The sequence below is a fragment of the Pseudoalteromonas sp. KAN5 genome, from assembly GCF_022846535.1.
Taxonomy (GTDB): domain Bacteria; phylum Pseudomonadota; class Gammaproteobacteria; order Enterobacterales; family Alteromonadaceae; genus Pseudoalteromonas; species Pseudoalteromonas haloplanktis.
The window spans coordinates 3,283,744-3,305,860 of sequence record NZ_AP025589.1 but is presented as its reverse complement, the minus strand read 5'-3'; the positions used below and the strand labels follow the sequence as shown (position 1 = coordinate 3,305,860).

At 40.3% G+C, this 22,117-nt stretch carries 17 protein-coding genes; 7 read left to right on the top strand and 10 right to left on the bottom strand.

Translation table 11 applies throughout. The features are described from left to right. Positions 1–30 precede the first annotated feature (30 nt). Together KAN5_RS14700 and KAN5_RS14695 are read left to right on the top strand one after the other, a co-directional pair. Positions 31–477: an energy transducer TonB gene (locus KAN5_RS14700; RefSeq protein WP_016710281.1), complete on the top strand. Its 447-nt coding sequence runs from the start codon at positions 31–33 to the stop codon at positions 475–477. A 79-nt stretch (positions 478–556) separates the two neighbouring features. Further along, positions 557–802: a DUF3297 family protein gene (locus KAN5_RS14695; RefSeq protein ID WP_171039015.1), complete on the top strand. Its 246-nt coding sequence runs from the start codon at positions 557–559 to the stop codon at positions 800–802. A 48-nt stretch (positions 803–850) separates the two neighbouring features. Here KAN5_RS14695 and KAN5_RS14690 read toward each other — a convergent pair whose 3' ends face one another. The 7 genes from KAN5_RS14690 to KAN5_RS14660 form a co-directional block, all read right to left on the bottom strand. After that, on the bottom strand, positions 851–1,495 hold the full coding sequence (locus KAN5_RS14690) for a hypothetical protein (RefSeq protein ID WP_016710279.1): 645 nt from the start codon (positions 1,493–1,495) through the stop codon (positions 851–853). A gap of 9 nt (positions 1,496–1,504) precedes the next feature. Beyond that, entirely contained in the window at positions 1,505–2,506 is a 1,002-nt protein-coding gene (locus KAN5_RS14685; RefSeq protein WP_016710278.1) for a 5'/3'-nucleotidase SurE, read from the bottom strand. Between the two features lie 118 nt (positions 2,507–2,624). Next, the gene (locus KAN5_RS14680; protein ID WP_244390004.1) at positions 2,625–3,722 is read right to left on the bottom strand and encodes a hypothetical protein; all 1,098 of its coding nucleotides are present in this window, start codon (positions 3,720–3,722) and stop codon (positions 2,625–2,627) included. After that, positions 3,719–4,564, bottom strand: a complete 846-nt coding sequence (locus KAN5_RS14675) for a hypothetical protein (protein ID WP_244390003.1) — start codon at positions 4,562–4,564, stop codon at positions 3,719–3,721. The genes KAN5_RS14680 and KAN5_RS14675 overlap by 4 nt, the downstream gene beginning before the upstream one ends. A gap of 90 nt (positions 4,565–4,654) precedes the next feature. Beyond that, positions 4,655–5,569 (bottom strand): GTP cyclohydrolase FolE2, encoded by a 915-nt coding sequence (gene folE2, locus KAN5_RS14670; RefSeq protein ID WP_244390002.1) that lies wholly within the window; start codon positions 5,567–5,569, stop codon positions 4,655–4,657. Then, complete coding sequence (locus KAN5_RS14665) at positions 5,566–5,994, bottom strand: MerC domain-containing protein (RefSeq protein WP_016710274.1); 429 nt, start codon at positions 5,992–5,994, stop codon at positions 5,566–5,568. The genes folE2 and KAN5_RS14665 overlap by 4 nt, the downstream gene beginning before the upstream one ends. Beyond that, positions 5,991–6,476, bottom strand: coding sequence for a Fur family transcriptional regulator (locus tag KAN5_RS14660; protein ID WP_244390001.1), 486 nt, complete (start codon positions 6,474–6,476; stop codon positions 5,991–5,993). Before KAN5_RS14660 ends, KAN5_RS14665 begins: the two co-directional genes overlap by 4 nt. A 196-nt stretch (positions 6,477–6,672) precedes the next feature. Between KAN5_RS14660 and KAN5_RS14655 the strand changes: the two genes are divergently transcribed. Both KAN5_RS14655 and KAN5_RS14650 read left to right on the top strand, forming a co-directional pair. Further along, entirely contained in the window at positions 6,673–9,087 is a 2,415-nt protein-coding gene (locus tag KAN5_RS14655) for a TonB-dependent receptor (RefSeq protein WP_244390000.1), read from the top strand. A 33-nt stretch (positions 9,088–9,120) separates the two neighbouring features. Then, entirely contained in the window at positions 9,121–10,524 is a 1,404-nt protein-coding gene (locus KAN5_RS14650; protein WP_244389999.1) for a 5-methyltetrahydrofolate--homocysteine methyltransferase, read from the top strand. A gap of 128 nt (positions 10,525–10,652) precedes the next feature. On the opposite strand, the gene KAN5_RS14645 is transcribed toward KAN5_RS14650, so the two are convergent. From KAN5_RS14645 to KAN5_RS14635, 3 genes are all read right to left on the bottom strand, one after another. Then, positions 10,653–11,486: an NYN domain-containing protein gene (locus KAN5_RS14645; RefSeq protein WP_244389998.1), complete on the bottom strand. Its 834-nt coding sequence runs from the start codon at positions 11,484–11,486 to the stop codon at positions 10,653–10,655. A 207-nt stretch (positions 11,487–11,693) separates the two neighbouring features. After that, positions 11,694–12,992: a DEAD/DEAH box helicase gene (locus KAN5_RS14640; RefSeq protein WP_016710483.1), complete on the bottom strand. Its 1,299-nt coding sequence runs from the start codon at positions 12,990–12,992 to the stop codon at positions 11,694–11,696. 192 nt (positions 12,993–13,184) lie between these two features. Beyond that, positions 13,185–14,372 (bottom strand): alpha/beta hydrolase-fold protein, encoded by a 1,188-nt coding sequence (locus KAN5_RS14635; protein WP_244389997.1) that lies wholly within the window; start codon positions 14,370–14,372, stop codon positions 13,185–13,187. A 495-nt stretch (positions 14,373–14,867) separates the two neighbouring features. Between KAN5_RS14635 and KAN5_RS14630 the strand changes: the two genes are divergently transcribed. The 3 genes from KAN5_RS14630 (at position 14,868) to KAN5_RS14620 (ending at position 21,699) form a co-directional block, all read left to right on the top strand. Further along, the gene (locus KAN5_RS14630; RefSeq protein WP_138555081.1) at positions 14,868–16,409 is read left to right on the top strand and encodes a phosphoenolpyruvate carboxykinase; all 1,542 of its coding nucleotides are present in this window, start codon (positions 14,868–14,870) and stop codon (positions 16,407–16,409) included. Positions 16,410–16,808: 399 nt separating this feature from the next. Continuing rightward, positions 16,809–20,033, top strand: a complete 3,225-nt coding sequence (locus KAN5_RS14625) for a TonB-dependent receptor (RefSeq protein ID WP_016710480.1) — start codon at positions 16,809–16,811, stop codon at positions 20,031–20,033. Between the two features lie 277 nt (positions 20,034–20,310). Beyond that, positions 20,311–21,699: an MATE family efflux transporter gene (locus KAN5_RS14620; RefSeq protein WP_244389996.1), complete on the top strand. Its 1,389-nt coding sequence runs from the start codon at positions 20,311–20,313 to the stop codon at positions 21,697–21,699. Positions 21,700–22,117 lie beyond the last annotated feature (418 nt).

Genomic DNA, 22,117 nt, shown 5'->3' with positions numbered 1-22,117 from the left:
TGTACTTCTGAGCAATATTTAAGGATGATTATGAAAACTATCGTGTACTCCACCTGCTTAATTTTTTCATTTGCTGCTTCTTCACAAAGCAATGATATTTCTGATAAAAGGCCCATTGCAGACATCCAAGCTCAATTCCTAGATCAACAAGGTGTGTGGCACCGGCTACAGAAGATCCCCAATCATGAATACCCACTTGAACTATTAAATATTCAGGGGAAAGGATGTGCAGAAACCAGCTTTGTTATTTCAAAAAATGGCACAGTGAAAAATATTAAAATAAATAATACTGATCCAAAACGTTATGGTCGCCAACTGCAAACAGCCACTCGACAACTCGTGCGTAAATGGCATTGGCCTGAGCAAGAACAAGCAACTAATCTCACTATGCGCTTTGATTACTGCTTTGAAAGTGACCTCACTCGTGATGAAATAATTAACCACTGCATCAAGCAATCGGAACAAGTCTGCAGTTAATTTATTTTAATCAGTATATTGAGCCTAAGGCTTGTATTGCCTACAATAGCGCACAATCTATTCAATGCAGATCACAATTATGACTGATACAAATAAACCAGAGTTACCAGACCAATTATCTATCAACCCGCGCAGCAAGTTTTATGTAGAAGAAGTTTTCGAACATGAAATTGGTGTAACTCTTAATGGCAAAGAGCGTTTTGACGTGGAAGAGTACTGTATCAGCGAAGGTTGGATCAAAATCGCAGCACCTAAAGCACTTGACCGTCGCGGCCAGCCTTTACTTATGAAAGTAAAAGGCACTGTAGAAGTTTTTTATAAGTAATAGCTACTTAGATAGAAAAGCCGACTTGCGTCGGCTTTTTTATCGCTATTACATTTTCACCCATTCACCAGACAAAACACTACCCGGTAAATACACTTCCAAGCTTGTTGGATCAAACTCATAATTGTTACTGAAAGCAACGCCAACAGCATGCTCCGATCCACAAGAGTTGGCAGCTGGGGTAACACTAAAAAATGTATTTTCAGTGCTAATTGTTCCCGTTATATTACAACCTTGAAACTGAGCTACGAAAGTACCTTGGCTATCAAGGTTTATATCGACTACTTGTTCGTCAGCAATAACTCTGTAATCTCCAGCTAATTGGTTAACCGCAGTATAATGGCGAGTATCAATACGTGCTAAATTAATTGTTTGCGAAGTAAGAGTACAGCTAAAGCCGGAACCAACATCAGTACAACTTTGCTGTGAAGCAAACTCTAAATTTTGATCTACAACTTCTGCGGATAGGCTAATTGAAACTTCCGTATCATTTGTTAACACCAAAGTAGCACCTAAATCACTCACCGCAAGGCGCGCTAACATTGCGTGTCCTTCAAGCTCATAGGCTGTTTCATATAGACCTACGTGATCAGAGAGGTATTCATGTGTAAGCTCCTCCTCTGTCGGATCATTGTCTAAGTTACATCCAGATAGTGACAATGCAATAGCACTTAAAAATAATAATTTTTTCATTTCAGCGCCCTACTTAATCAAGTTATTAAGTTTGATTTGGCTAAGCGCTGTTTTTGCACGGCTAGCTTGAACATTCGCTTCAATTGTACTGATCGTAATGTAACCCTGCTCAATTAAAACACCTTCACTAAGCTCATTTTCATCATTCACTAAACCTTGGTCTTGAGCGATTGAAACCCCTGATTTACCAATATATTGCGCTTGAGCTATGGCATAAGCTTCTTCGAATGTTGCCGCGTAGCCTTGCGCTAAGATACCTTGTGCTACATAGCCCATAGCCAGCTGATCTTGTGACATATCACCTGCAAACTTCACTTCAAGGCCACCCGCATTCCAACCAACTTGACTAAACTTATAGCCTTGGTGATTACTCATATCTTCTGGAGTATTAACATTTAAGCCCGTGAACTTAGGTAGTAAGGGTTGATTTGGCTGTTGGTTTTTAACCAATTCATCCACTAACTCAACAACCACGTTTGCTACAAGTGGCGCTTTGGCTTCATCTGCATCATATGCACTTACTGCAATTGCAGGAATACCACGTGCAATAACTACATTAGCTGCACCTAACGTACCTGAGTTATTCGTCATATAACCTAAGTTATTCCCTTCATTTGGCCCCGAAATAACTAAATCGGGTAACTGCCCCCACTTTTCCTGTGCAAGTACATCAACGCCATAAAGTGCAGCCATGACTGGCGTGCCTTCAACAAAGTCTGAAAAAGCGACTGTTTCATCTGTATCACCAATACAAACCTGATTTTGTTCAACTTTAGAACGGTCAACATTCACAGGCTTCATAAAGTGAATTGCACCACCTTTACCACTTTGTCCTGTACATGGTGCAGACATCACCACACTGTGCCCCGCTTCGGTCAGTTTAGTGAATAGTGTTTGGATATTCCCAGTACTCCAACTATCGTCATTTGTTAGCACGATATTAAGTGCGCTGGCTGGCATTGATAATGTTGCAGCTGTGATTGCTGCGGCTAATAAAGAGTAAGTTTTCATGATACTTCCATTGAGTTTGGTTTAGTTGCCAATACCATAGAAAGCACTTATGACATTTTAGTGAATTAGATATCTCTGACTTTTTAGAGATGTCTTTAAAATTAAAAGCATATATTTATTATATTGTTATGCTTTTTCCCTGTGCATTTAATCGATACTTATAACGTGCAGTTTTAATATCGCGCTCACTGATAAAAAGGTATTCATCAGCTAATTCACCCAATACTTTTTGTAATTCCGCTTTTATTTTATTACGGTTTTGATCTAGCGTTTTTCCTTTTAAGCCTCCTTCTTGTAAATCTCTAATCGCTTTTTGGTGACCTTTATATTTAGACATTAATTTTGATAGTTGTTGGGCGCTTTCCATATCAGGTTTATTTAATGGTGGGTTTAAATAAGGAGGTAGGTGATTTACTTCGCGTTGCGCATACCAGTAATAATAAAATAAAGGTGTTTTAGCTAAGCGAATATGTAAGCCATGAATAATGACGCATTGATTTTCAAGATCAAATACTAAGGAGTCAGGTTGCTTAGCCACCGTTAACGCACTTTCAATACTTAAATCATTATTTATAGCGATATTAAACCAATGTAATTGATTGGTTGAAAGCATTTTGACGTCACCTTTTTCACATATTGCTTTTAGTTCATCTGCAGGCAACGTTGTTTTACTCGATAGTAATTTAAATGCAGCACAGTCATGTTGCAGATTATTTTTAGCATCTATGCTGTTACTGTGCTTAGTCATATCCCTATCTTTACTAATTAGTGTGCAAAGTCTATTGAGCACTAACTGACTCTGCCAAAATACAAAAGTTAGTAGCAAGCTTACCAACGCTATATTTACCAACTTGAAGTCTGCTTTAGTACTAATTTGCATTGCAATTTTCTGCCCATTGAATGTCCACTTTAAGGCAGAGTCATAGCTATTTCTTTCAGTGACTTTTAACAATTGAAGTTGAGTTACTTGAAGTCTTTCAATTAATTTAATCGGTAATATGTTGTCTACAGCTACAAACTGTAAAGTAGTAACTAGCTGTTTACTAATACGATTTAATTCCTGCTGTTCATCTAGTGAATTTCTTAAAGATGCATCTGTTAAGGTAGGTAGTTCTGTCATTAAGAGCTGTTTTAAGGAACTTGATGCACTGTGCCATGCATGCAAACTCAAACAAAGACTGACCACTAAATAAATCGCTACTGCTTTTAATGTCATAGCGTATTAACCTTAGGCTTTGCGTAAGTTGTTCTGGGTAACCCGCTAAATAGCTTCGTTTGATACTCTTTAATGGCAACGGTGAGTGCAGTTGATAGATTTTGCGGTGTGTTATTGCTAATGAACCAACTTAACTGCGCGCTTGGTTCTGTAATTAAGAGCCTTTTTTCTACAGGCCATTCCATTAACTGCTGTATATGCATTGTGCTAGGCATTAGATCTATTTTTTCTCTAAGAAAATCATCTATTAATACCTCTCTGTTCGGGTATAAATGTAATTGTTCTTTGGTAAGGGTGACTCCGGCTTGAGTAATCTGACTCATTGGCATTAAATACCCGGAGGCACTTTTTTTATCTGCTAATAAACCTATACGCTTATTGGTAAAATAGTCAGGAGTTACACTAATGTTTTTATTATGCGAAAACCAAAAAGTTTCATAGCTTGGTAAGCTTATGCTCTGCAAATAAAAATCTTTCCAGTTTGGCAGTAACCCAGTGATCGCATGCGCTCTATGCATCATCAGGTTAAACTGTTGAGAGATGATCAGATCACTCGTAAGGGACTCTCTTGGCTGCCAAGAAATACTGACTCTACTATAAATACTCCCTTTTAAAGTGTCTTCACATAATTGTTTAGCAAGCTCAGACACCCGCAAATTAACGGGTAAATAAACATTAAAATCCTGGTCGCCTTTTGCATTAACTACATCGCATTGCTGAACATATAATTGGCCAATAGTAATATCTTTTACTTGATGCTTTGAAAGCCCCAAAATAGCTATACTAAAGACAATAAAAGTCAGCAAATACTTACTTACAAGCAATGAATTTCGGCCTTGCATATCACTTAAACACAACGTAAAGAATGATAAATTTATAGCAAGATCATGTCATTTGTATGACATAGTATTGCTTAGCCGTGTTTTAAAGCATTATAGCTTTGCGTAGCCATGTGGAAATTTATGATCAACCACCACTGCATTGTGAGCATGTAAACTCTCTTGATGCTCTACTTTAAACCAGTAATCTGAGATTTGCTCGTTATTCTCCAGCGCTTGTTTTATCCGCCTTGCGGCATCTTCACAAAACATTAGGTTTTCGGCGTTTAATTTAGCAAATGCTTGCTCGTCTTCGCGCTTTACCGCCGTTTGCACTGGCGTACCAATAACGCTTTCAAAGTGTTCAATCATCGCTAAAAAGTTGGGTAGAGTATTACGCTGCCATTGCATTTTTAAATAAGCAAATGAACGTTGACTATGGGGTGTTGCAACTGAACCTTGTTGCGAACTGATCCACGCTAACAGTGCCTCTTTTGATACGACTTCTTCACTAAATTGCGCGGCAATTGCATCACTCATCGCTTGTCTTGATAATGCAGCGGAACAAGGACAAGTGCTTGAGTAGGGAATACTCAACGACAACTCAGTAATTATCTGCTCATTAATATATTCACAGCGAATACTCACCGGATAAGTTTGATAACCAAACTGGCCGCTCAATAACGCAGGTTTACGTATAGTTAATTCAAAGTCTAATTGTAGCCTTGCAGCTAAACTTAATCCCTCTTGTGAGCTCACCAAGGTCTGTAATAACGTTGCTAGAGCATCCATCGTGAGAGGTTCATTGGTTAATGACTCTTTTAACTTTAAATAAAGCCGCGACATATGAATGCCTTTAGCATCCGCCTTATCTAAACTCACAAACACATTCGCTTTAGCAGATAGTGATGAACTAGGTTGCTCAACGAGTGTGATAGGCAGCGCAATACCTTCCATACCCACCCATTTTAAAGGTAACGAAGCCGTTGGCAGTTGTTTTGATGTAACATCAGGCAAAGTCATATTCAATTTGCTTGCTCCGATACACTACCAGTGCATGGGCACTCTTCATCATCTTTAGCTAAACATTGTCGATAATTAAACCAATGCGCAACAGCAATAAAAGCCGCACCAACAAGCGTAAGCCACTTTTCACCCAACTCACCGAATAACGCCTCACCAGCAGTCACTGCGAGTACCATTAAAATCACACCAACAAACCCTGACACCATATAACGAAAGCGTTTATGCTTTTTACAACCTAAACTCAATGCAAGTACACTGGTCGGTATAACGGCCGCTAATATCCATATATGAAACTGTTCGTTATCTAGCTGTAGTGCTGCAAAGCTAGGTAACAGTGTGAGTAAAATAGGTGTTGCAAAACAGTGGATTGTGCACATTATTGACAGCCCTATGGCGAGCTTATCCATCACACTTTGCGTTGGTTTCATTGTTTTTCCTCTAATTGTTCAATAGTTGGCTTACATTGGCGACACAGCCCTGAAATTTCTAATTGTGTTTCACTTGGCGAAAAGCCTGATAACTCTACTTGTGCAAACAATGCTTTTATTTTGTCGTCGACATCGCTCATCTCAATCACCTTGTTACATTTACTGCATATTAAAAACATTGATAATTGATGTGAGCAGCCATCATTTACATGCGTACACGCCATGAATTTATTTTCTGACTTCAAGCGATGCACTAAACTGACTGATTCTAAAAAGTCTAAAATTCGATAAACTGACATAGCCAAAATAGGCACGCTCATTACTTTATTAAATTGCTCTGTCAGCTCATAAGCAGATAACGGCTTATTTGCTTTTAATAAAATTTCTAGAACCTGCTGGCGTTTTTCAGTGAACTTTCCTCCAGCAGTCGCACACTTTATATTTGCAAAACGAATTGTTTTTTTTAACTGCTGTTGATTCATAGAAGCCACACTAAATCGGAGTTTCTTGAATTTATTTTCCCCATTCCTTGTCCTTTGTAATGAGCTCATAAGCCGTTTTAAATACTTCTTTTAAAGCCCTGATTGGTGCCTTTGTTAACAACACTCAACTTTTACTTGATACAATATAACATTTCAAGCACAATTGATATAGTATAACATCCAACAAGGTAGTCAAATGAAACGAAGATCTCAATTAGCTGTGCTCATAGCAGCTTTGTTACCTGCAAGTGTGCTTGCAAAAACCATCGAAGGGATTGTTCTAAACAATCAAGGAAATGCTGTCACCAACGCAACTGTAGAAGTGGAAGGAACAGATATAACAGTCACCACAGATGAAAACGGCAAATTTGTCATCGCAGATTTAAAAAATGGCTTAAAAGGGCTTCACATTGTTGCACCAGGTTATGCTCACCTCCATAGCAACATAACAATAAATAACAATGAAAAACAATCTATTACATTTAATTTAAAACGTTCTCCAATCGAAGTGATTGACATTGAAGCCACCCCAATTCATATGTCTGCAATGGAATCAGCGTCTCCTGTTAGTGTTTTATCTGGCGAACAATTAAGACGTCAACAAGCTGCAACTCTTGGCGACAGCCTTGAAAAGCTGCCTGGTGTTAATACCAACTTTCATGCAAAAGTAGCCAGTACGCCAATTATTCGTGGCTTAAGCGGCCCCCGTGTACTTATTACTCAAAATGGCCTTGATGTCAGTGATGTATCACGAGTCGGACCTGATCACTCTGTGGCCTCTGAAGCATCAACAGCACAACAAATTGAAGTTTTACGTGGTCCTGCAACATTATTTTACGGTAGTGGCGCAATTGGTGGTGTTGTTAATGTGGTTGATAACCGTGTACCAACAGACAGCACAACTCGTGGCGAATGGAATCTTGAACACAACTCTGTTGATAATCAAAAAGTGGCTTCGTTTAATGCCACCACTGGTACTGATTCATTCGCATTTTATGCCGATGCATTTTGGCGTGAAGCTGATGACTATGAAGTACCTGTAGCCCCTGAAGTTGAACACGATGATCATGACCACGAAGAACACAGTGGCGATTACGTTGTTGAAAACAGCAATGAAGAATCTGAGGGCTTTACTGTCGGTGCCAGCTATTTTTTCGACCAAGGCTATGTGGGCATGGCTGTTGAGCAATTCAACCGTCAATACGGCATCCCAGGCCACACTCACGGTGGCGAAGAAGAACACAGCGAAGAAGAAGCGGTATTCGCTGACCTAGATCAAACAAAAGTTCAGCTTTTAGCTGAATATAACTTTGATAATGAGTGGCTTAATAAAATTAACTTACGTGTTGGTCACACTGATTACGAACATGCCGAAATTGAACATGGCGCGGTAGGTACAACCTTTAAAAACGAAACCAACGAGCTCCGCGTAGACTTAATGCATAACCCATTTAGTGAGTGGAATGGTGGTTTAAGTTTTCATTACAAAAACAGTGATGTAGAAGCTCAAGGCTCAGAAGCATTCACACCTCCATCTGAAACAGAAAGCATTGCCATCGCATTAATGGAAGAAAAACACTTTGGTGACGTTTTAGTACAACTAGGTGGCCGTGTAGAACGTGTAACCCTTGATGCTGACAATGTATTATTGCCAGACATTGATGCTCACCCTCATGACGATGATGGTCATGGACATGACCATGGGCATGATCACGGTTCTGAAAGCTCGTACACCCGTGTATTTGATGTTGAGCAAGAATTTACCCCTGTCAGCTTATCAGCAGGTGCCGTATGGGACTTTACCCCTGGTTATAACTTAGGCCTGTCAGTTTCACGTTCTGAACGTGCGCCGTCGGCTTCTGAGTTATTATCATTTGGTCCACACATTGGTACTGGTACTTATGAAGTGGGCACATTATTTGATATTCATGATGGCCATTTTGAACTATCTGATAACCCTATCGATTTAGAAACAGCCAACAATATTGATTTAACCTTCCGTAAAACAGAGGGTGATATTGGCTTTATTTTTAATGCCTTTTACAACCAAGTAGATAACTATTATTACCAAGTCGACACCGGGTTATACGCAGAAAGCGGCCATAGTCATGGCGATGAAGACGGCCATGATCATAGTGACGAACATGACCACTCATCTGAACTACCTGTCTATTTATTTAAAACAGATGACGTAATTTTACATGGTTTTGAAGCACAATTTGCATGGCAGTTAACCGATGAGTTTAAAGTAGATCTATTCTCAGATTACGTTCGCGCTCGTCTAAAAGATGGTGGCGATTTACCACGTACACCACCGCTTCGTTTTGGTACTGAGCTTAGCTATCAAACTGAAAAGCTGAGCGCACACCTGCACGTAACTCGCTATCAAGAGCAAGATCGTACTGCACCAGAAGAAACCTCTACAGACGGTTACACCATGCTTGATGCCAGTGTTTCATATGACTTATCAGTGCTAAATCAAGATCTTTCTCTGTATCTGCGCGGTACCAACCTAACAAACACAGAAGCACGCGTACATAGCTCATTTTTGAAAGATATTGCACCACGTCCAGGACGTAGTTTTGCACTCGGTATTCGCGGTTATTTTTAAGCGCTAAAACAATTATAAATTAAGGAAATTAACATGACTAAACTATTCAAATTAAAACTCATAGCACTGGCAATAAGCAGTACATTAATTACCGCCTGTGGTGATGCAGAAACAAATATCGTTGAGAAAGATCCTATTGAAGTGCCTGATGACCATGATCACGGTGATGGTGACGATCACGACCATGGCGATGAATACACCATTGATTCATTAGGTCGACTTGTAGTACTTGCAGGTGACAGCAACACAGCAAGCTTCTTTGACTTAGACGACAATGCGTTGCTTGACACATTTACACTAACCAATGATTCAAACACGTTGTCGTCATCACCTGATTTTCGTTATGCAGTGATTACTAGCCGCGCACAAGACTACCTAGGTTTTATTGATGGTGGTTTATGGCGTGAAGATCACGGTGAGCATTTACATGACTACAAGCAAAGCCCTGCTGCAAGTAGTTATGAACTAACCAACGGTAGCCGCCCAACCCACCTTGTTAAACACGATGGTAAATTAGCCATTTTTTACGATGGTGATGCAACGTCTGGCACAGTTGCATCTGTTGAAGTATTGACAGATAGCGACATCACAAGTGCAACAGCAACGTTACCTGGCATCACTTACGATATAAATATGCATGGTGTTGCAGAGCCTCGTGGCGAACATTTACTATCAACCATTCGTCGTGATGATGCAGACAGCACATCTGTTGCTAAAGTTTTGCCTGATCAAGTAGGTGTTTATCATTTTCATGATGGCGAATACGAACTAGAACAAACTTTAGAACTTACCTGCCCAGATTTACATGGTGCAGCACAAAACCACGATTACGTAATCTTTGGTTGTAGTGACGGCGTATTATTAGCACACCAACATGATGACGAGTACGAAGCTGAAAAAATAGCAAATATCGACGCGGTTGGTGATTTACGTATTGGCACTATATACGGTCATGAAGACAGCGAGACCTTTATTGGCGTTGCATCAGGCCACGGTGGCGGCCCTGCAGTGATTTTAAGTATAGATCCAGCAAGCGCTGAAATGGAAGAATTAGAATGGCAACTAGCCGATGGCGCAAGTGCTGTTTCTTACTCTTTCTCAGCAAATGGCGAGCACTTTTTAGTATTAGACAGCTTAGGCTTTTTAAACGTACTAGAGGCGCATGAACACGACGGCCATACCCACTGGGAATTAGCAGGCCAAGTTGATATCACTGAAGAAGACGTAACAACCATGCCTGAAGGCATGAAGTTTAGTATGACTGTAGCGCAAAATGGTCAATTTGCTTATGTAGCCGACCCAATCGCTCAACATGTTGTACAAGTACACCTAGAAGATTTAGAGATTGAAGGTGAACTAGAACTTACATTCCCACCAGCTGCTATCACTTGGTTAGGTATTGCAGAAGAGGAAGAAGATCACGACCACGATCATTAAGCTTGTAGCATATTTAACCGTTAAATTAAACGCTTAAATTATAAGAGTCTAATGCCGAATAGTATATTTTATTATTCGGCATTTTTTATTTAGGTGATATCGAGAATATTTCGAAAAGTCTTATATGCCTAGCTTTTAAATAACTGAGTGTATCTTTTGGCATAACTCAGTACTATTTTTGCTGTTTCTTCATTATCGAGTAATTGAATTGGTGGCTCAGCTAATGGCGGTAAATCATCAAAGCTAGGTAATGGTTTTTCCAACCAACGCCAACACTTAGTCCGGTTAGCTTCAACTTTTAATAAAGTTAGCATTATTTCCTCAAGAATTTCAGGCTGACCAAACCAGCCTATAGGTTTGGTAACTGGCTTTCTACCTCCTTGAATCACTCGCGGTAACTGCGACAGCTTTAGCTCATCAATAAGAATATTCTTACGAGTCCAGTCAGCGTGTATATCTAACTTCTCATTAGGGTAGCGAACATTATCCGTTGTAGGGATCACTAACCCAATTTTAACTTTATTAAGAGATTTTATTTTTTCGAGAGCTCTTTCTAAATCAGTATCATTAGTGACGAATACGACTTGCTCAATTGACTCATCTGTTAACACATCAAATAATGCCTCAACGGCAATATTTACATCGGTTTGCTTTTCCTCTAACTTCCAAATATCTACATATTCACATTCATTTGGGGGCTTTTTAGGTTCTTTTTCGTCAATTTTAAATGCGCGGGTTGGGTTTATAGAGTAATAACCTTTAATGATTTCTAACTGATTTTTGAGACTATGAAAAGTTAAAGCTCGATGATATGCCTGCTGATCAGCTAATGAATCTTTTGACATAGCTGCTTTTTCTATAATATCAGCAGTAAAAAACTTAATACTTAGATTATCACTAGTATGGATTTCATTTGTTGAGCTGGGGAGAATAAAGCTGTCAAATAGTCTAAATATATCCATCAATATATATGCGAGTCTTCAAAATTTATCCTTAAATTTTAGTGACAAAAAAACCGACACTAAGGTCGGCTTTTCCCCCCTATATCCAGGAGACTCAATGCTACGCGTGGAAGTAGGGTTAGTTGTTAAAAACAATACTAGTCAAAAATGACTATTTCGTCAACAATTAAACAGCTAACAAATAATTACTAAGCAACAACGTAAAAACTATTTCCGGCGCCAGCCGCTCCATACATCGTCTTCTTGGTTGGCTTTTTTGTTCTTTTTCTTACCAGTGCCTTCTGGCTTGGCCATTGGCTTGTCGTTTTTAAGCGCCTCTGCCGCATCAAGGTTGGCTTGGTTTACAGCAAAGCCTGCTACCTCTTCGCGCTCTAAACGTAGTTTGTTTTTCTTCTCAATCACCTTAAAGTGATGAAAATCTTCATAATCAATCAGTGATAACGCTAAACCAACTTCACCAGCACGGCCACTTCGGCCAATACGGTGCATATAATCAGCGGGGCTACGTGGTAGGTTAAAATTAATAACTACTGGCAGCTTGGCAATATCTAAACCACGGGCGGCAATGTCAGTGGCTATTAGCACGTCTATTTCACCGTTTTTAAACTTTTCGATTACTCGGGTACGCTCGCTTTGGCCTTTATCACCGTGGAACACTTGCGCATTCACGCCGCGCTTTTCAAGTTTGCCCGCTAAATGCTCACAGTCTTTTTTGGCGTTGACAAAAATCAATGCTTGGCGCCATTGATGAGTTTTAATTAAATGCGCTAAAACTGTGGTTTTCTCGCCTTTATTTACCGTAAATACACGCTGTACTAAAGTGCTTTCGTCTTTGCTTTGCACTTGAATTTCAACAGGGTCGTTTAGCAGCTCTTGCGTTAATAGCTTAACTTGCTCAGGGAAAGTCGCTGAGAACAACATGGTTTGCTTTTTAGCTGGCATTAATGCCAATAGCTCAGCAAGCTCTTCAGTAAAGCCAAGGCTTAACATGCGGTCAGCTTCGTCAAGCACCAATGTACTCACTTTATCCAGCTTAATGGCATTGCTTGAGATTAAATCGAGCAAACGACCTGGTGTTGCCACGATAATATCAGCACCACCACGAAGTGCCTGCATTTGCGTATTAACCGACACACCACCAAACACCGCTACCGTTTTAATCGCGCCATTAAAGTTCGCTGAGTATGATTTAACACTATCAGCCACTTGCGTAGCAAGCTCGCGCGTAGGCACTAAAATAAGCCCTGAAACAAAGTTACCTTTGCTCGGTGTTTTATTCGCACCTTGCGCTAAAAACAGCATTTGTAGCATCGGTAATGCAAACGTGGCCGTTTTACCCGAGCCGGTATTCGCCCCTGCAATTAAGTCACTTCCCGCCAAGATACTGGGAATTGCTTTTGCCTGAATCGGCGTAGGTTGCGTGTATTCAAGATCAGACAATCGAGCAATTAGCTCTGGGATAAGGCCAAGTTCGTTGAAATTGCTAGGGTTTGCGGCTGAGGTCATAAAAGGTGCGGGCTCATTACTAAAAATAGCCTGCAATTTTAGCGTATTTATTGCCCGTTAAGTAGAGATTAGTGATTTTAATGTGGTTTAGATAACAGCTACGAGTTTCGATCTGCAAGTCACGAGCATGTCTGTGTATTTGTTAGCTCAGGTTTATCCTGAGCTTTAATAGAGTTTGAAGCCATTATATTATTAGCTCTTACTCAGTTCTGCTTGCAGCCTAGCTTTTGTTTCTTTTAAGTAATTTATATAAGGATATGAGTCGTCTGCAATCGCTAAAGCAGATTCCATCTGTTCGAGTGCTTGGCGAGTATTACCTTGCATTTCATAACCATAAGATAAGGCTGAAAGCGCATCGACTGAATTTGGGTGGTTTTTTAAATTGTACTTAAACACCTCAATTGCACGGGTAAACTGTTTGCTGCCCGTTAAGTTATAACCTAGTGATCTAACAGCGCGATCTGGTGGCGATATCTGCTCGCCCCATTGTTGAGATAAGTTTTGGTAATAAGTATCAATAGAGGCTACATCGTCAGTTAAAGCAGTTATCGGCATTTGTTTAGGTAAAAATAAGTTGTAGTAGGCATTAAATACGCCTGCAGCAGTGGTTAAGCCATGCGAAATACCATCAAACGCATCATTAAAAAAGCGTAATCCCCGCAGCGATTGCATAGCTTGCAGCAATTCATCATACCTTTCTCGCATGATGCCGGCTTCTTCGCCGATATTCATATAAACGTAACTATTAAGCTCTTTAGTTTTAGTTATAAATGATTTTGTGCTTTTTACCATTGCGCCATAGTTCCACCAAACCGCAGGACTATACGCAATATGCGCTTGGAATAACTCTGGATTTGCCTGCAACGCATACAGCGCAAATACACCACCAGCAGAGGCGCCAGCAATCACTTTATAATTATGCGTACGATAGTTCTTATTTACTAAAGGAATAAGCTCTCGCTCAAAGAAAGCTAAAAATTTTGCTGCGCCGCCCCCTTCACCAACAGGACCCTGCGGCTCTTTATTCACTGTAGGATACATATCTCTGAGCCGATTAGTGTTTTCAATAGCGACAATAATAACCTCAGGCGCACGATTATCATTTTGTAAACGCTCAATTACCGCACTGGCAAGCGGTATATTACCCGCGCCATCTAAGCGATAAATAACTGGATATACCTTATTTGGCTCAGATTGATAGCTCTTCGGTAACTGAACGACAACTGTGCGCTGTTCATTTAAAACAGCCGATTTAAATGTATGCGTGTGCACAGAGTAATCAGCACTTTGTTGTTTAGTATCAGATTGTGCAAGGACATTTTGTGAACTAAAAATAAAAATACTAAAGCTAATAAAACAAATGGCAGCAAATAACCGCATAACTAATCCCTTAGAGAAAAATAAGTTACTTAAGCTAACAGACTTTTAGACACAAAAAAAGCGTATTGAGCGTAATGCTCGCTTAGTTACAAAAACAATTAAAGATCAGTTAGGTTACTTTAAATTGCCAAAGCAGCGCGAAGGTAGATGCTATAAAAGGTAGGTAACACCCAACCCCTCAAAATACCGCCTAACAGATTTCATCATAATGATAGTGATAAAAAGCCTAGGTTTGTACCTAGACCTTTTCAATAATCTACAAGCAAATTTGTTGTGTTTTTTTTGTGCATTAAATTGATACCGGTGTCATGAATTTAATGGTTTTTATGACACCGGTATCATTGAAATTATTCATGTTTTTTACTAAATATATGTGTTTTTAGGCCTTTCATAGGCTCGAATATCCTTAATCCATCTGTTACTATAATTACAGCTTAAAGGGAAACAAGAACCCCAGAGCTATCCCGTTCAATCTCACACAATTTAGGTATAAACATGACTTCAAGCGCTACTCGTTTTGTCGATCTAACTGCAGCTGAACTTGTCGAACACGCGATCCGTCGTGGCGAAGGGACTTTAGCCGCAAATGGAGCTTTTGTTGCTAAGACTGGTCACAGAACTGGTCGTTCACCAAAAGACCGTTTTATTGTTCAAGAATCAAGCACTGAAAATGATATTCAATGGGGTAACGTAAACCGCCCTTTCGATGCAGATAAATTTGACGCTTTATGGGCACGTGTAGAAGCACATGTGCAAAGCAATGACCACTTCATCTCTCACCTTGAAGTAGGCGCTGATCCTGAGCACTATTTGCCTGTTGTTGTTACAACAGAAACTGCATGGCACCATATATTTGCCAAAAACATGTTTATCGAACCTAAATCTTATAATGCATCTGATTTACCCGAGTGGCAGGTAATGAATGTACCTTCGTTTGTTTGTGATCCAGAGCGTGATGGCACAAATAGCGATGGCACAGTTATTATCAACTTTGCACAACGTAAAGTATTGCTAGCAGGTATGCGTTATGCCGGTGAAATGAAAAAATCAATGTTCTCAGTACAGAACTTCCTACTACCAGCAAAAGGTGTATTACCAATGCACTGCTCTGCCAACGTAGGTGAAGCTGGTGACACAGCATTATTCTTTGGTTTATCTGGTACAGGTAAAACCACTTTATCAGCAGATCCAACTCGCTTTTTAATCGGTGATGACGAACACGGCTGGGCACCTGGCAGTGTATTTAACATCGAAGGCGGTTGTTACGCTAAATGTATTGATTTATCGCAAAAGAACGAGCCTGTTATTTGGGATGCCATTCGCTTCGGTACTATTTTAGAGAACGTGGTACTTGACGAAAATCGCGTACCCGACTTTAACGATACCAGCCTAACTCAAAATAGCCGCGCAGCTTACCCACTAGAGCATGTTGAAAAACGTAAAGTAGAAAACCGCGCTGGTGAACCTAAGGCTGTTGTATTCTTAACATGCGATGTAAGTGGTGTATTACCACCGGTATCTGTATTAACCGAAGAAGCTGCTGCATTCCACTTCCTAAGTGGCTACACAGCAAAAGTAGGTTCAACTGAAATTGGTTCAACAAGTGATATTGAATCAACATTCTCAACCTGTTTTGGTGCTCCATTCTTCCCACGCCCGGCAGGCGTTTACGCTGAGCTTCTTATGAAGCGCGTACGTGAGTTTGGCGCTAAAGTATACTTAGTTAACACTGGTTGGACTGGTGGCCCTTACGGTACGGGTAAACGCTTTGATATCCCAACAACACGCGCCGTTGTTGATGCTATTGTATCTGGCAAACTTGTTGGTGTTGAAACTCAACACATCGACGTTCTAAACCTCGATGTTCCTGTTGCAGTTCCTGGCGTTGACAGCGAGCTACTTAACCCTATTAATACATGGGCTGACAAAGCTAAATACGCTGAATATGCAGCTAAACTTGCAGCCGATTTCACTGAAAACTTCGCTAAATACGATGTGTCAGACGAAATTAAAAATGCAGGGCCAAAAGCACAGTAACATGCTTTAAAACCGAACTTTAAGCGCCAGCATCTGCTGGCGTTTTGCGTTTACTAATACAAAACATTATTCATGATCAAACGGAATTAGCCTCCACCGCGTAATTTGTTTTTTCTCCCTTACCACCAAAAACTCTTGTACTCGCCTAAATAATCAACACGTACTATTTAAATTATTTTACCCGAAAACATTTACTTTATTTTGTTTTATGTTAAAAAGTAACAGTTCATTTTTAATAAAATGTTACTTTTGTACCTTTATGTGAACAACCCATTTCGTAAAATGGTACAAAATACTGGGCATATTAGGGTCGTAATGTCGGTTAAAGGGAATAGCTTCTCTGGCTCTTAGTCGGTCAAGCTAACACTGGTTATAAAAAGAAACAAAAGAGATTAAACCATGTCAAAATTAGTCATCGATAGCAATTATAACAATATAAAACGCACTAAAAATCGGCTTAGCTTAGCGATTTCTTATGCGCTATTGGGCTTATGCCCACTGCTGCTTGCGGCTCAAACTTCGCAACAAAATGACAGCGATGTCATCACTGAAAGTAAAGACGAAGCTATGGAAGTCATCGAAGTAACAGGGATCAGAGGTAGTATCAATAGCGCACAAAACCTTAAACGTTATGCCGATACCGTAAAAGATGTCATTACTGCTTCAGATATTGGTGCATTGCCTGATAAATCTGTAACAGAGGCCTTACAACGTGTACCAGGTGTCACAATCGAACGTTTTGCATCATCAAGTGATCCAAAGCATTATGCTGATGAAGGTACTGGCGTTTTGGTACGCGGCTTAGACCGAGTGCGCTCTGAAGTAAATGGCCGTGACGCATTCAGTGCGAACCCAAATGGTGGCTTAAGCTATGAAGATTTTCCTGCCGAATTACTCAGTGCCGTAGAGGTAGTGAAAAATCAAACATCCGATCTTATTTCTGGTGGTGTTGCAGGGACTGTAAATTTAATTACCCGTAAACCTTTTGATTCCACCGATCGCATCATCTCTTTTAACGCCAAAGCAAACTATAGTGATTTTCGCGAAGAAACAACCCCTTCTTTCTCAGCGCTTTTTTCTGATAATTGGGAAACCAATGCGGGTAAGTTTGGCTTTTTAATTGCCGCATCTCAATCCGAATATAAAACCCGCGGTGATGGCGTTGGCTTAGGTAACTTTCATGCTCGTGGTGACTCCTTCATACCGACACTTGATCAATGGGGAGGCATCACTGGCGTGGACCCAAGCTCACCTGTAGATGGTGCTGCACTTCCTGGTCAACCTGCAAATAGTGTCTGGTATGTGCCTGCAGCGATCCACATGAGCACAGCAACAAATGACCGAAAACGAACGGGCTTAACCAGTTCATTACAATGGGCAAGTGATGATGACAAAATTGTCGCAACGGTTGAGCACATCAATTCAAAAGCATCTTTAGAGTGGGATGAGCGTCAAATAGGACAGGCTGCACAGGGCTTTAGAGGCTTTATGGGATCATCGCAAAATTGGCAAGATGACTCAGAAAATGGCTATCCATTAACGACAGAGAATGGCTTTGTCACATCAGGTATTGCACTTGGCGTTAGCCCTGAAACACCTTTCTTTTACCGTAGCCGTTGGAACTACAATGAAAGCACCGTAGAAGACACCTCTTTTAACCTTGTTTTAAAACCTATCGATAGACTAACTTTAGAGTTCGATTACCAACATGTAGACTCAGAAAAAATAGTCCACAATTACAGCATGTCAGGTCAAACTAGAGGCAATCATGTTCATGCTGTATCACCGTATTTCCTTGATATGCGCGGCGATAGGCCAACCGTTGAGTTTCTCAGTGATAACATAATGACTGCAGGTTGGTCGCCAAATGAAGACTGGGACGGTCCAGTGCCTAATTTATTTCTAGGCAGTGGTATGGAGCAAGAAGAGCACAATACAGCAACGGCAAATAGCTTTAAATTTGATGTAAATTATGAACTTGATGGTAATTTTACAAATATTAAAGCAGGTTTCTATGTTTCAGATAAAGACCTAACAGTACGCGACACAGCTTATGAGGGATGGTCGGCAATCGGTACCCCTTGGATACAAGCAGACCGCAATGCTGCAGCTGCAGTTAATCGCCCAGAGCTATTTGAGCGTGTCGACTTTTCAGACTATTACCATGGTCAAGTACTACAAGGTAATGTAAATAACTTTCTATTCCCTAGCATGGATTTAGTAAGAAACTACGCTGATTCCTTGCGCCAAGGTTGTCAAGATGGTTGGCATAATGCGACCAATAGCGCAGCTAACGGTGGTACATGCTCCGGTACTTACGTGCCCTATGCAGATAAAGAAAACCGGGTTGAAGGACCTTTTGCAGCGCATAACATTAGTTCAACTAATGAAAAGCGAAGTGAGTTCTATATTCGCAGCGATTTTGACTTTATAGATTTAGCGATTCCAGTCACTGGTAATATTGGCTTGCGCTATGTTAGCTATCAATTGGAGTCAACAGGTGCCTTTGTACAGCCACAAGTCATTAAACGCGGTGAGCCAGGCACGTCATTAAACCAAGTGATGCAACAAGATGAATATAAGCGTTACTACGATATTGCCAATGGTGAATCTCAATTAAGTACCGTTGACGGCACCGACTACAACACTATTTTACCTAGTCTAAACTTAAGTTTTGGCGTAAGCGAAGATGTCGTTGTGCGATTTGGTGCATCGAAAGCACTTTATTACCCAAGCTTAGTAGACGCCCGTAACATCAGTATTCTTAATTTAGATTATACACGCCGCCTACAAACTCCAGGCGCAGACTACGACGAAGCCAATAACCCCGTTGTTGCACTTGATGATATTGAGCTGTCAGCATTATCAGGCAATCCAAATTTAAAACCTGAAGAATCAATAAACCTTGACCTATCAACGGAGTGGTATTTTGCTCCAGCAGGCTATGTCACTGTGGGATTGTTTAATAAAAAACTAAGTAACATTATTCGTAACAGAGCTTTCGATTTGGACGTGACATTCAATGATGAAACCTACGATGTATCTGCTTATGGCCCTGCAAATACGGGCTCTGGCACCATCCGTGGGGCTGAGTTTTCTTATTCTCAATTCTATGACATGTTACCTGGCGCATTTAGCGGCTTAGGTTTGCAGTTTAACTACACTTATATAGATCAAGATGGTTTAGAAGACCCCAACGAGGTATCCGCTGGTACTCTTGGTTTTGATGAAAATGGTAATCCTATCGCAGATAATCGCAACACTTTCCGTGTATTTAGTGATTTACCGCTCCAAGGGTATTCAGACCAAAATTTAAATATTATTGGTATGTATGAATACGAAAACATTTCGTTTCGTCTCGCTTATACTTGGCGCTCAGAGTATCTGTTGACTCTACGTGAATCTGAAGAATACGTACCAGCTTACGCTGAAGCATCAGGCATGATGGACGCTAGCTTATACTACACAATCAATGATCATTGGAAAATAGGCTTTGAAGCGAGCAATCTACTCGATACAGAAACAAAAACTCAGTATCAATTAGATCAAGACGGAACAAAAACTGAAGCACTTAGCTTTACTACAGACCGACGTTACGCGCTAAGCGTTCGCGCAATATTCTAAACAACCAACTCAAACGCGCGTAGCAATAAAACTACGCGCCGTTTTAACTAATCTCTTTTTATCAGTCCTACATAATTTATAAATGTTTATGTATCAAAATATTAAATGCCGCATAACCTCAATATAAATGTACCTAAATAAGACAAAAACGATAATAATGAATACAATGCTTTAGCCGGATCTAAAACTTATCTAGTATTTAACGATGTCGAATGCACGCCTGCTCATACGACTAAGTAGAAAATCTATTATCATTTAAATTAAGGAAGGTTTAACAATGCAAGGACAAAACCTAACAAGCGGCCCTATTCCAAAGCAGTTATGGTCTTTGGCATGGCCTATGATGCTCTCAATGTTTTTTCATTCCCTCTACAACTTAGTGGATGCATTTTGGGTTGCGAAAATTTCAGCTTCTGCCATTGCCGCAGTATCAATTTCACAAATAATTTTATTTATAATGATAAGTTTGGCAATGGGCATCTCTGTTGGCACATCTGTCTTAGTTGGACAAAATATTGGCGCCAAAAGAATAGCCTCCGCTGAGCGAGTGCTCGGTCAAGGTTTTCTATTAACCGTTATTGCAGCACTGCTTTTTACCCTGATCATTTTTAGTTTCCGTAATGAGTTTCTGATTATTTCTGGCGCAGTTGGCGACATATTACCGCTAGCAACCCCCTATTTCACTGTAATTACTGCGGGATCGATACTGACATTTTTAATGATGATGATCTCGATTTCTTACAATGCTCAGGGTGATAATTTTACCATGACTAAACTCTTCGCCCTTTCCACTATGATTAATATGGTGCTTGATCCCATTTTTATTTTTGGCTTTGCAGGTTTCCCAGCGCTGGGGATTGCAGGTGCTGCGTATGCAACCTTAATCTCTCAAGCCGTTTTTATCGTGCTAGCTTTGAGGTTGTTGATGAAACCCACTATGATGGTGCCACTACACCTAAAGTATTTACAGCTAAGTTGGTCGTCGGTAAAAAAAGTCATCGATATTGGATTGCCTGCATCGCTCAATCAAGTGCTTAATCCATTAGGTTTTTCTGCATTAATGTTTCTTGTGTCAGCCACTTTTTTAGAAGCTGGGGCTGCCGCTTTTGCTATCGGTTTTAGAATAGAGTTTTTTGCTTTTATTCCCGCTATTGGCTTTGGTTTTGCTGCAATGTCGATGATTGGACAAAATATCGGAGCAGGTAATCACGACAGAGTTCGTGCAGTTTTAAATATGTCTGTACGATACGGCTCAGGCTCCGCCTTGCTGTTTAGCTTGCTCGTGTTAATCTTTGCTCCTTATATCGTAGCCATTTTTACAGCTGATCCGCTTGTCACAGAGTATGCTCTGCAATATTTTCGTATCGTACCATTAGGCTATCTCTTTTTTGCCGTTGCCTTTATTGAAGCCAGTATTTTTCAAGGTATAGGTAAGTCATGGCCAGGTTTCTGGATTACATTTGCAAGAATTGGCATTTCTCTCGTTATCAGCTTTATTACCATTAACGTATTCGCGTTAGAAATTTGGACTGTCTGGGTAGCTATTGTAGTTGGCAGTGTTATTGCGTCTTTATCTGGGCTGCTATGGCTCAATCGTGCACTCACAGCAGTTCAACAAGAACAACAACCAGTTCAGGAATTAGCCAGAGAGGAAGCACTGCCATAACAAGAGCAGCAGTTTAAAATGTCGAAGACTAATTCAGTTGGAAGATCAGTACAGCTCAACTCAAAATGAAAGCTACGAGTCCACAATAATGCCACTCACTAAAGAAGGAGTGGCATTAATTTTATACCTAAACCTTAGGGCTCCCCAGGTTTGGTTTATCTCAGCGCTAGTTATTTACCTGTGTTAGTAACCTAGCTTTCGTCTCTTATAAGTAACTTATATAGGATATGAGTCGTCTGCTATTTCAGCCAGCTCACACCTACCTTCAGTCCAACGACCACCTTTTCTTCATTATCAAAACTAATATCAAGCACAATTGAATCTGGCTCTGCGCACAGACTAATCAAATCAGTAATGCAAAATACCCGTAATTTATCTACATCCACCAACCCATTGGGAACCGAATTAATAGCTGCAA

Coding starts and splice junctions, on each gene's coding strand:
- KAN5_RS14625 (WP_016710480.1), top strand. CDS start 16,809: ATGTCAAAATTAGTCATCGATAGCAATTATAACAATATAAAACGCACT.
- KAN5_RS14645 (WP_244389998.1), bottom strand. CDS start 11,486: ATGGATATATTTAGACTATTTGACAGCTTTATTCTCCCCAGCTCAACA.
- KAN5_RS14665 (WP_016710274.1), bottom strand. CDS start 5,994: ATGAAACCAACGCAAAGTGTGATGGATAAGCTCGCCATAGGGCTGTCA.
- KAN5_RS14650 (WP_244389999.1), top strand. CDS start 9,121: ATGACTAAACTATTCAAATTAAAACTCATAGCACTGGCAATAAGCAGT.
- KAN5_RS14685 (WP_016710278.1), bottom strand. CDS start 2,506: ATGAAAACTTACTCTTTATTAGCCGCAGCAATCACAGCTGCAACATTA.
- KAN5_RS14680 (WP_244390004.1), bottom strand. CDS start 3,722: ATGACATTAAAAGCAGTAGCGATTTATTTAGTGGTCAGTCTTTGTTTG.
- KAN5_RS14675 (WP_244390003.1), bottom strand. CDS start 4,564: ATGCAAGGCCGAAATTCATTGCTTGTAAGTAAGTATTTGCTGACTTTT.
- KAN5_RS14700 (WP_016710281.1), top strand. CDS start 31: ATGAAAACTATCGTGTACTCCACCTGCTTAATTTTTTCATTTGCTGCT.
- KAN5_RS14630 (WP_138555081.1), top strand. CDS start 14,868: ATGACTTCAAGCGCTACTCGTTTTGTCGATCTAACTGCAGCTGAACTT.
- KAN5_RS14640 (WP_016710483.1), bottom strand. CDS start 12,992: ATGACCTCAGCCGCAAACCCTAGCAATTTCAACGAACTTGGCCTTATC.
- KAN5_RS14635 (WP_244389997.1), bottom strand. CDS start 14,372: ATGCGGTTATTTGCTGCCATTTGTTTTATTAGCTTTAGTATTTTTATT.
- KAN5_RS14690 (WP_016710279.1), bottom strand. CDS start 1,495: ATGAAAAAATTATTATTTTTAAGTGCTATTGCATTGTCACTATCTGGA.
- KAN5_RS14620 (WP_244389996.1), top strand. CDS start 20,311: ATGCAAGGACAAAACCTAACAAGCGGCCCTATTCCAAAGCAGTTATGG.
- KAN5_RS14660 (WP_244390001.1), bottom strand. CDS start 6,476: ATGAATCAACAGCAGTTAAAAAAAACAATTCGTTTTGCAAATATAAAG.
- KAN5_RS14655 (WP_244390000.1), top strand. CDS start 6,673: ATGAAACGAAGATCTCAATTAGCTGTGCTCATAGCAGCTTTGTTACCT.
- KAN5_RS14695 (WP_171039015.1), top strand. CDS start 557: ATGACTGATACAAATAAACCAGAGTTACCAGACCAATTATCTATCAAC.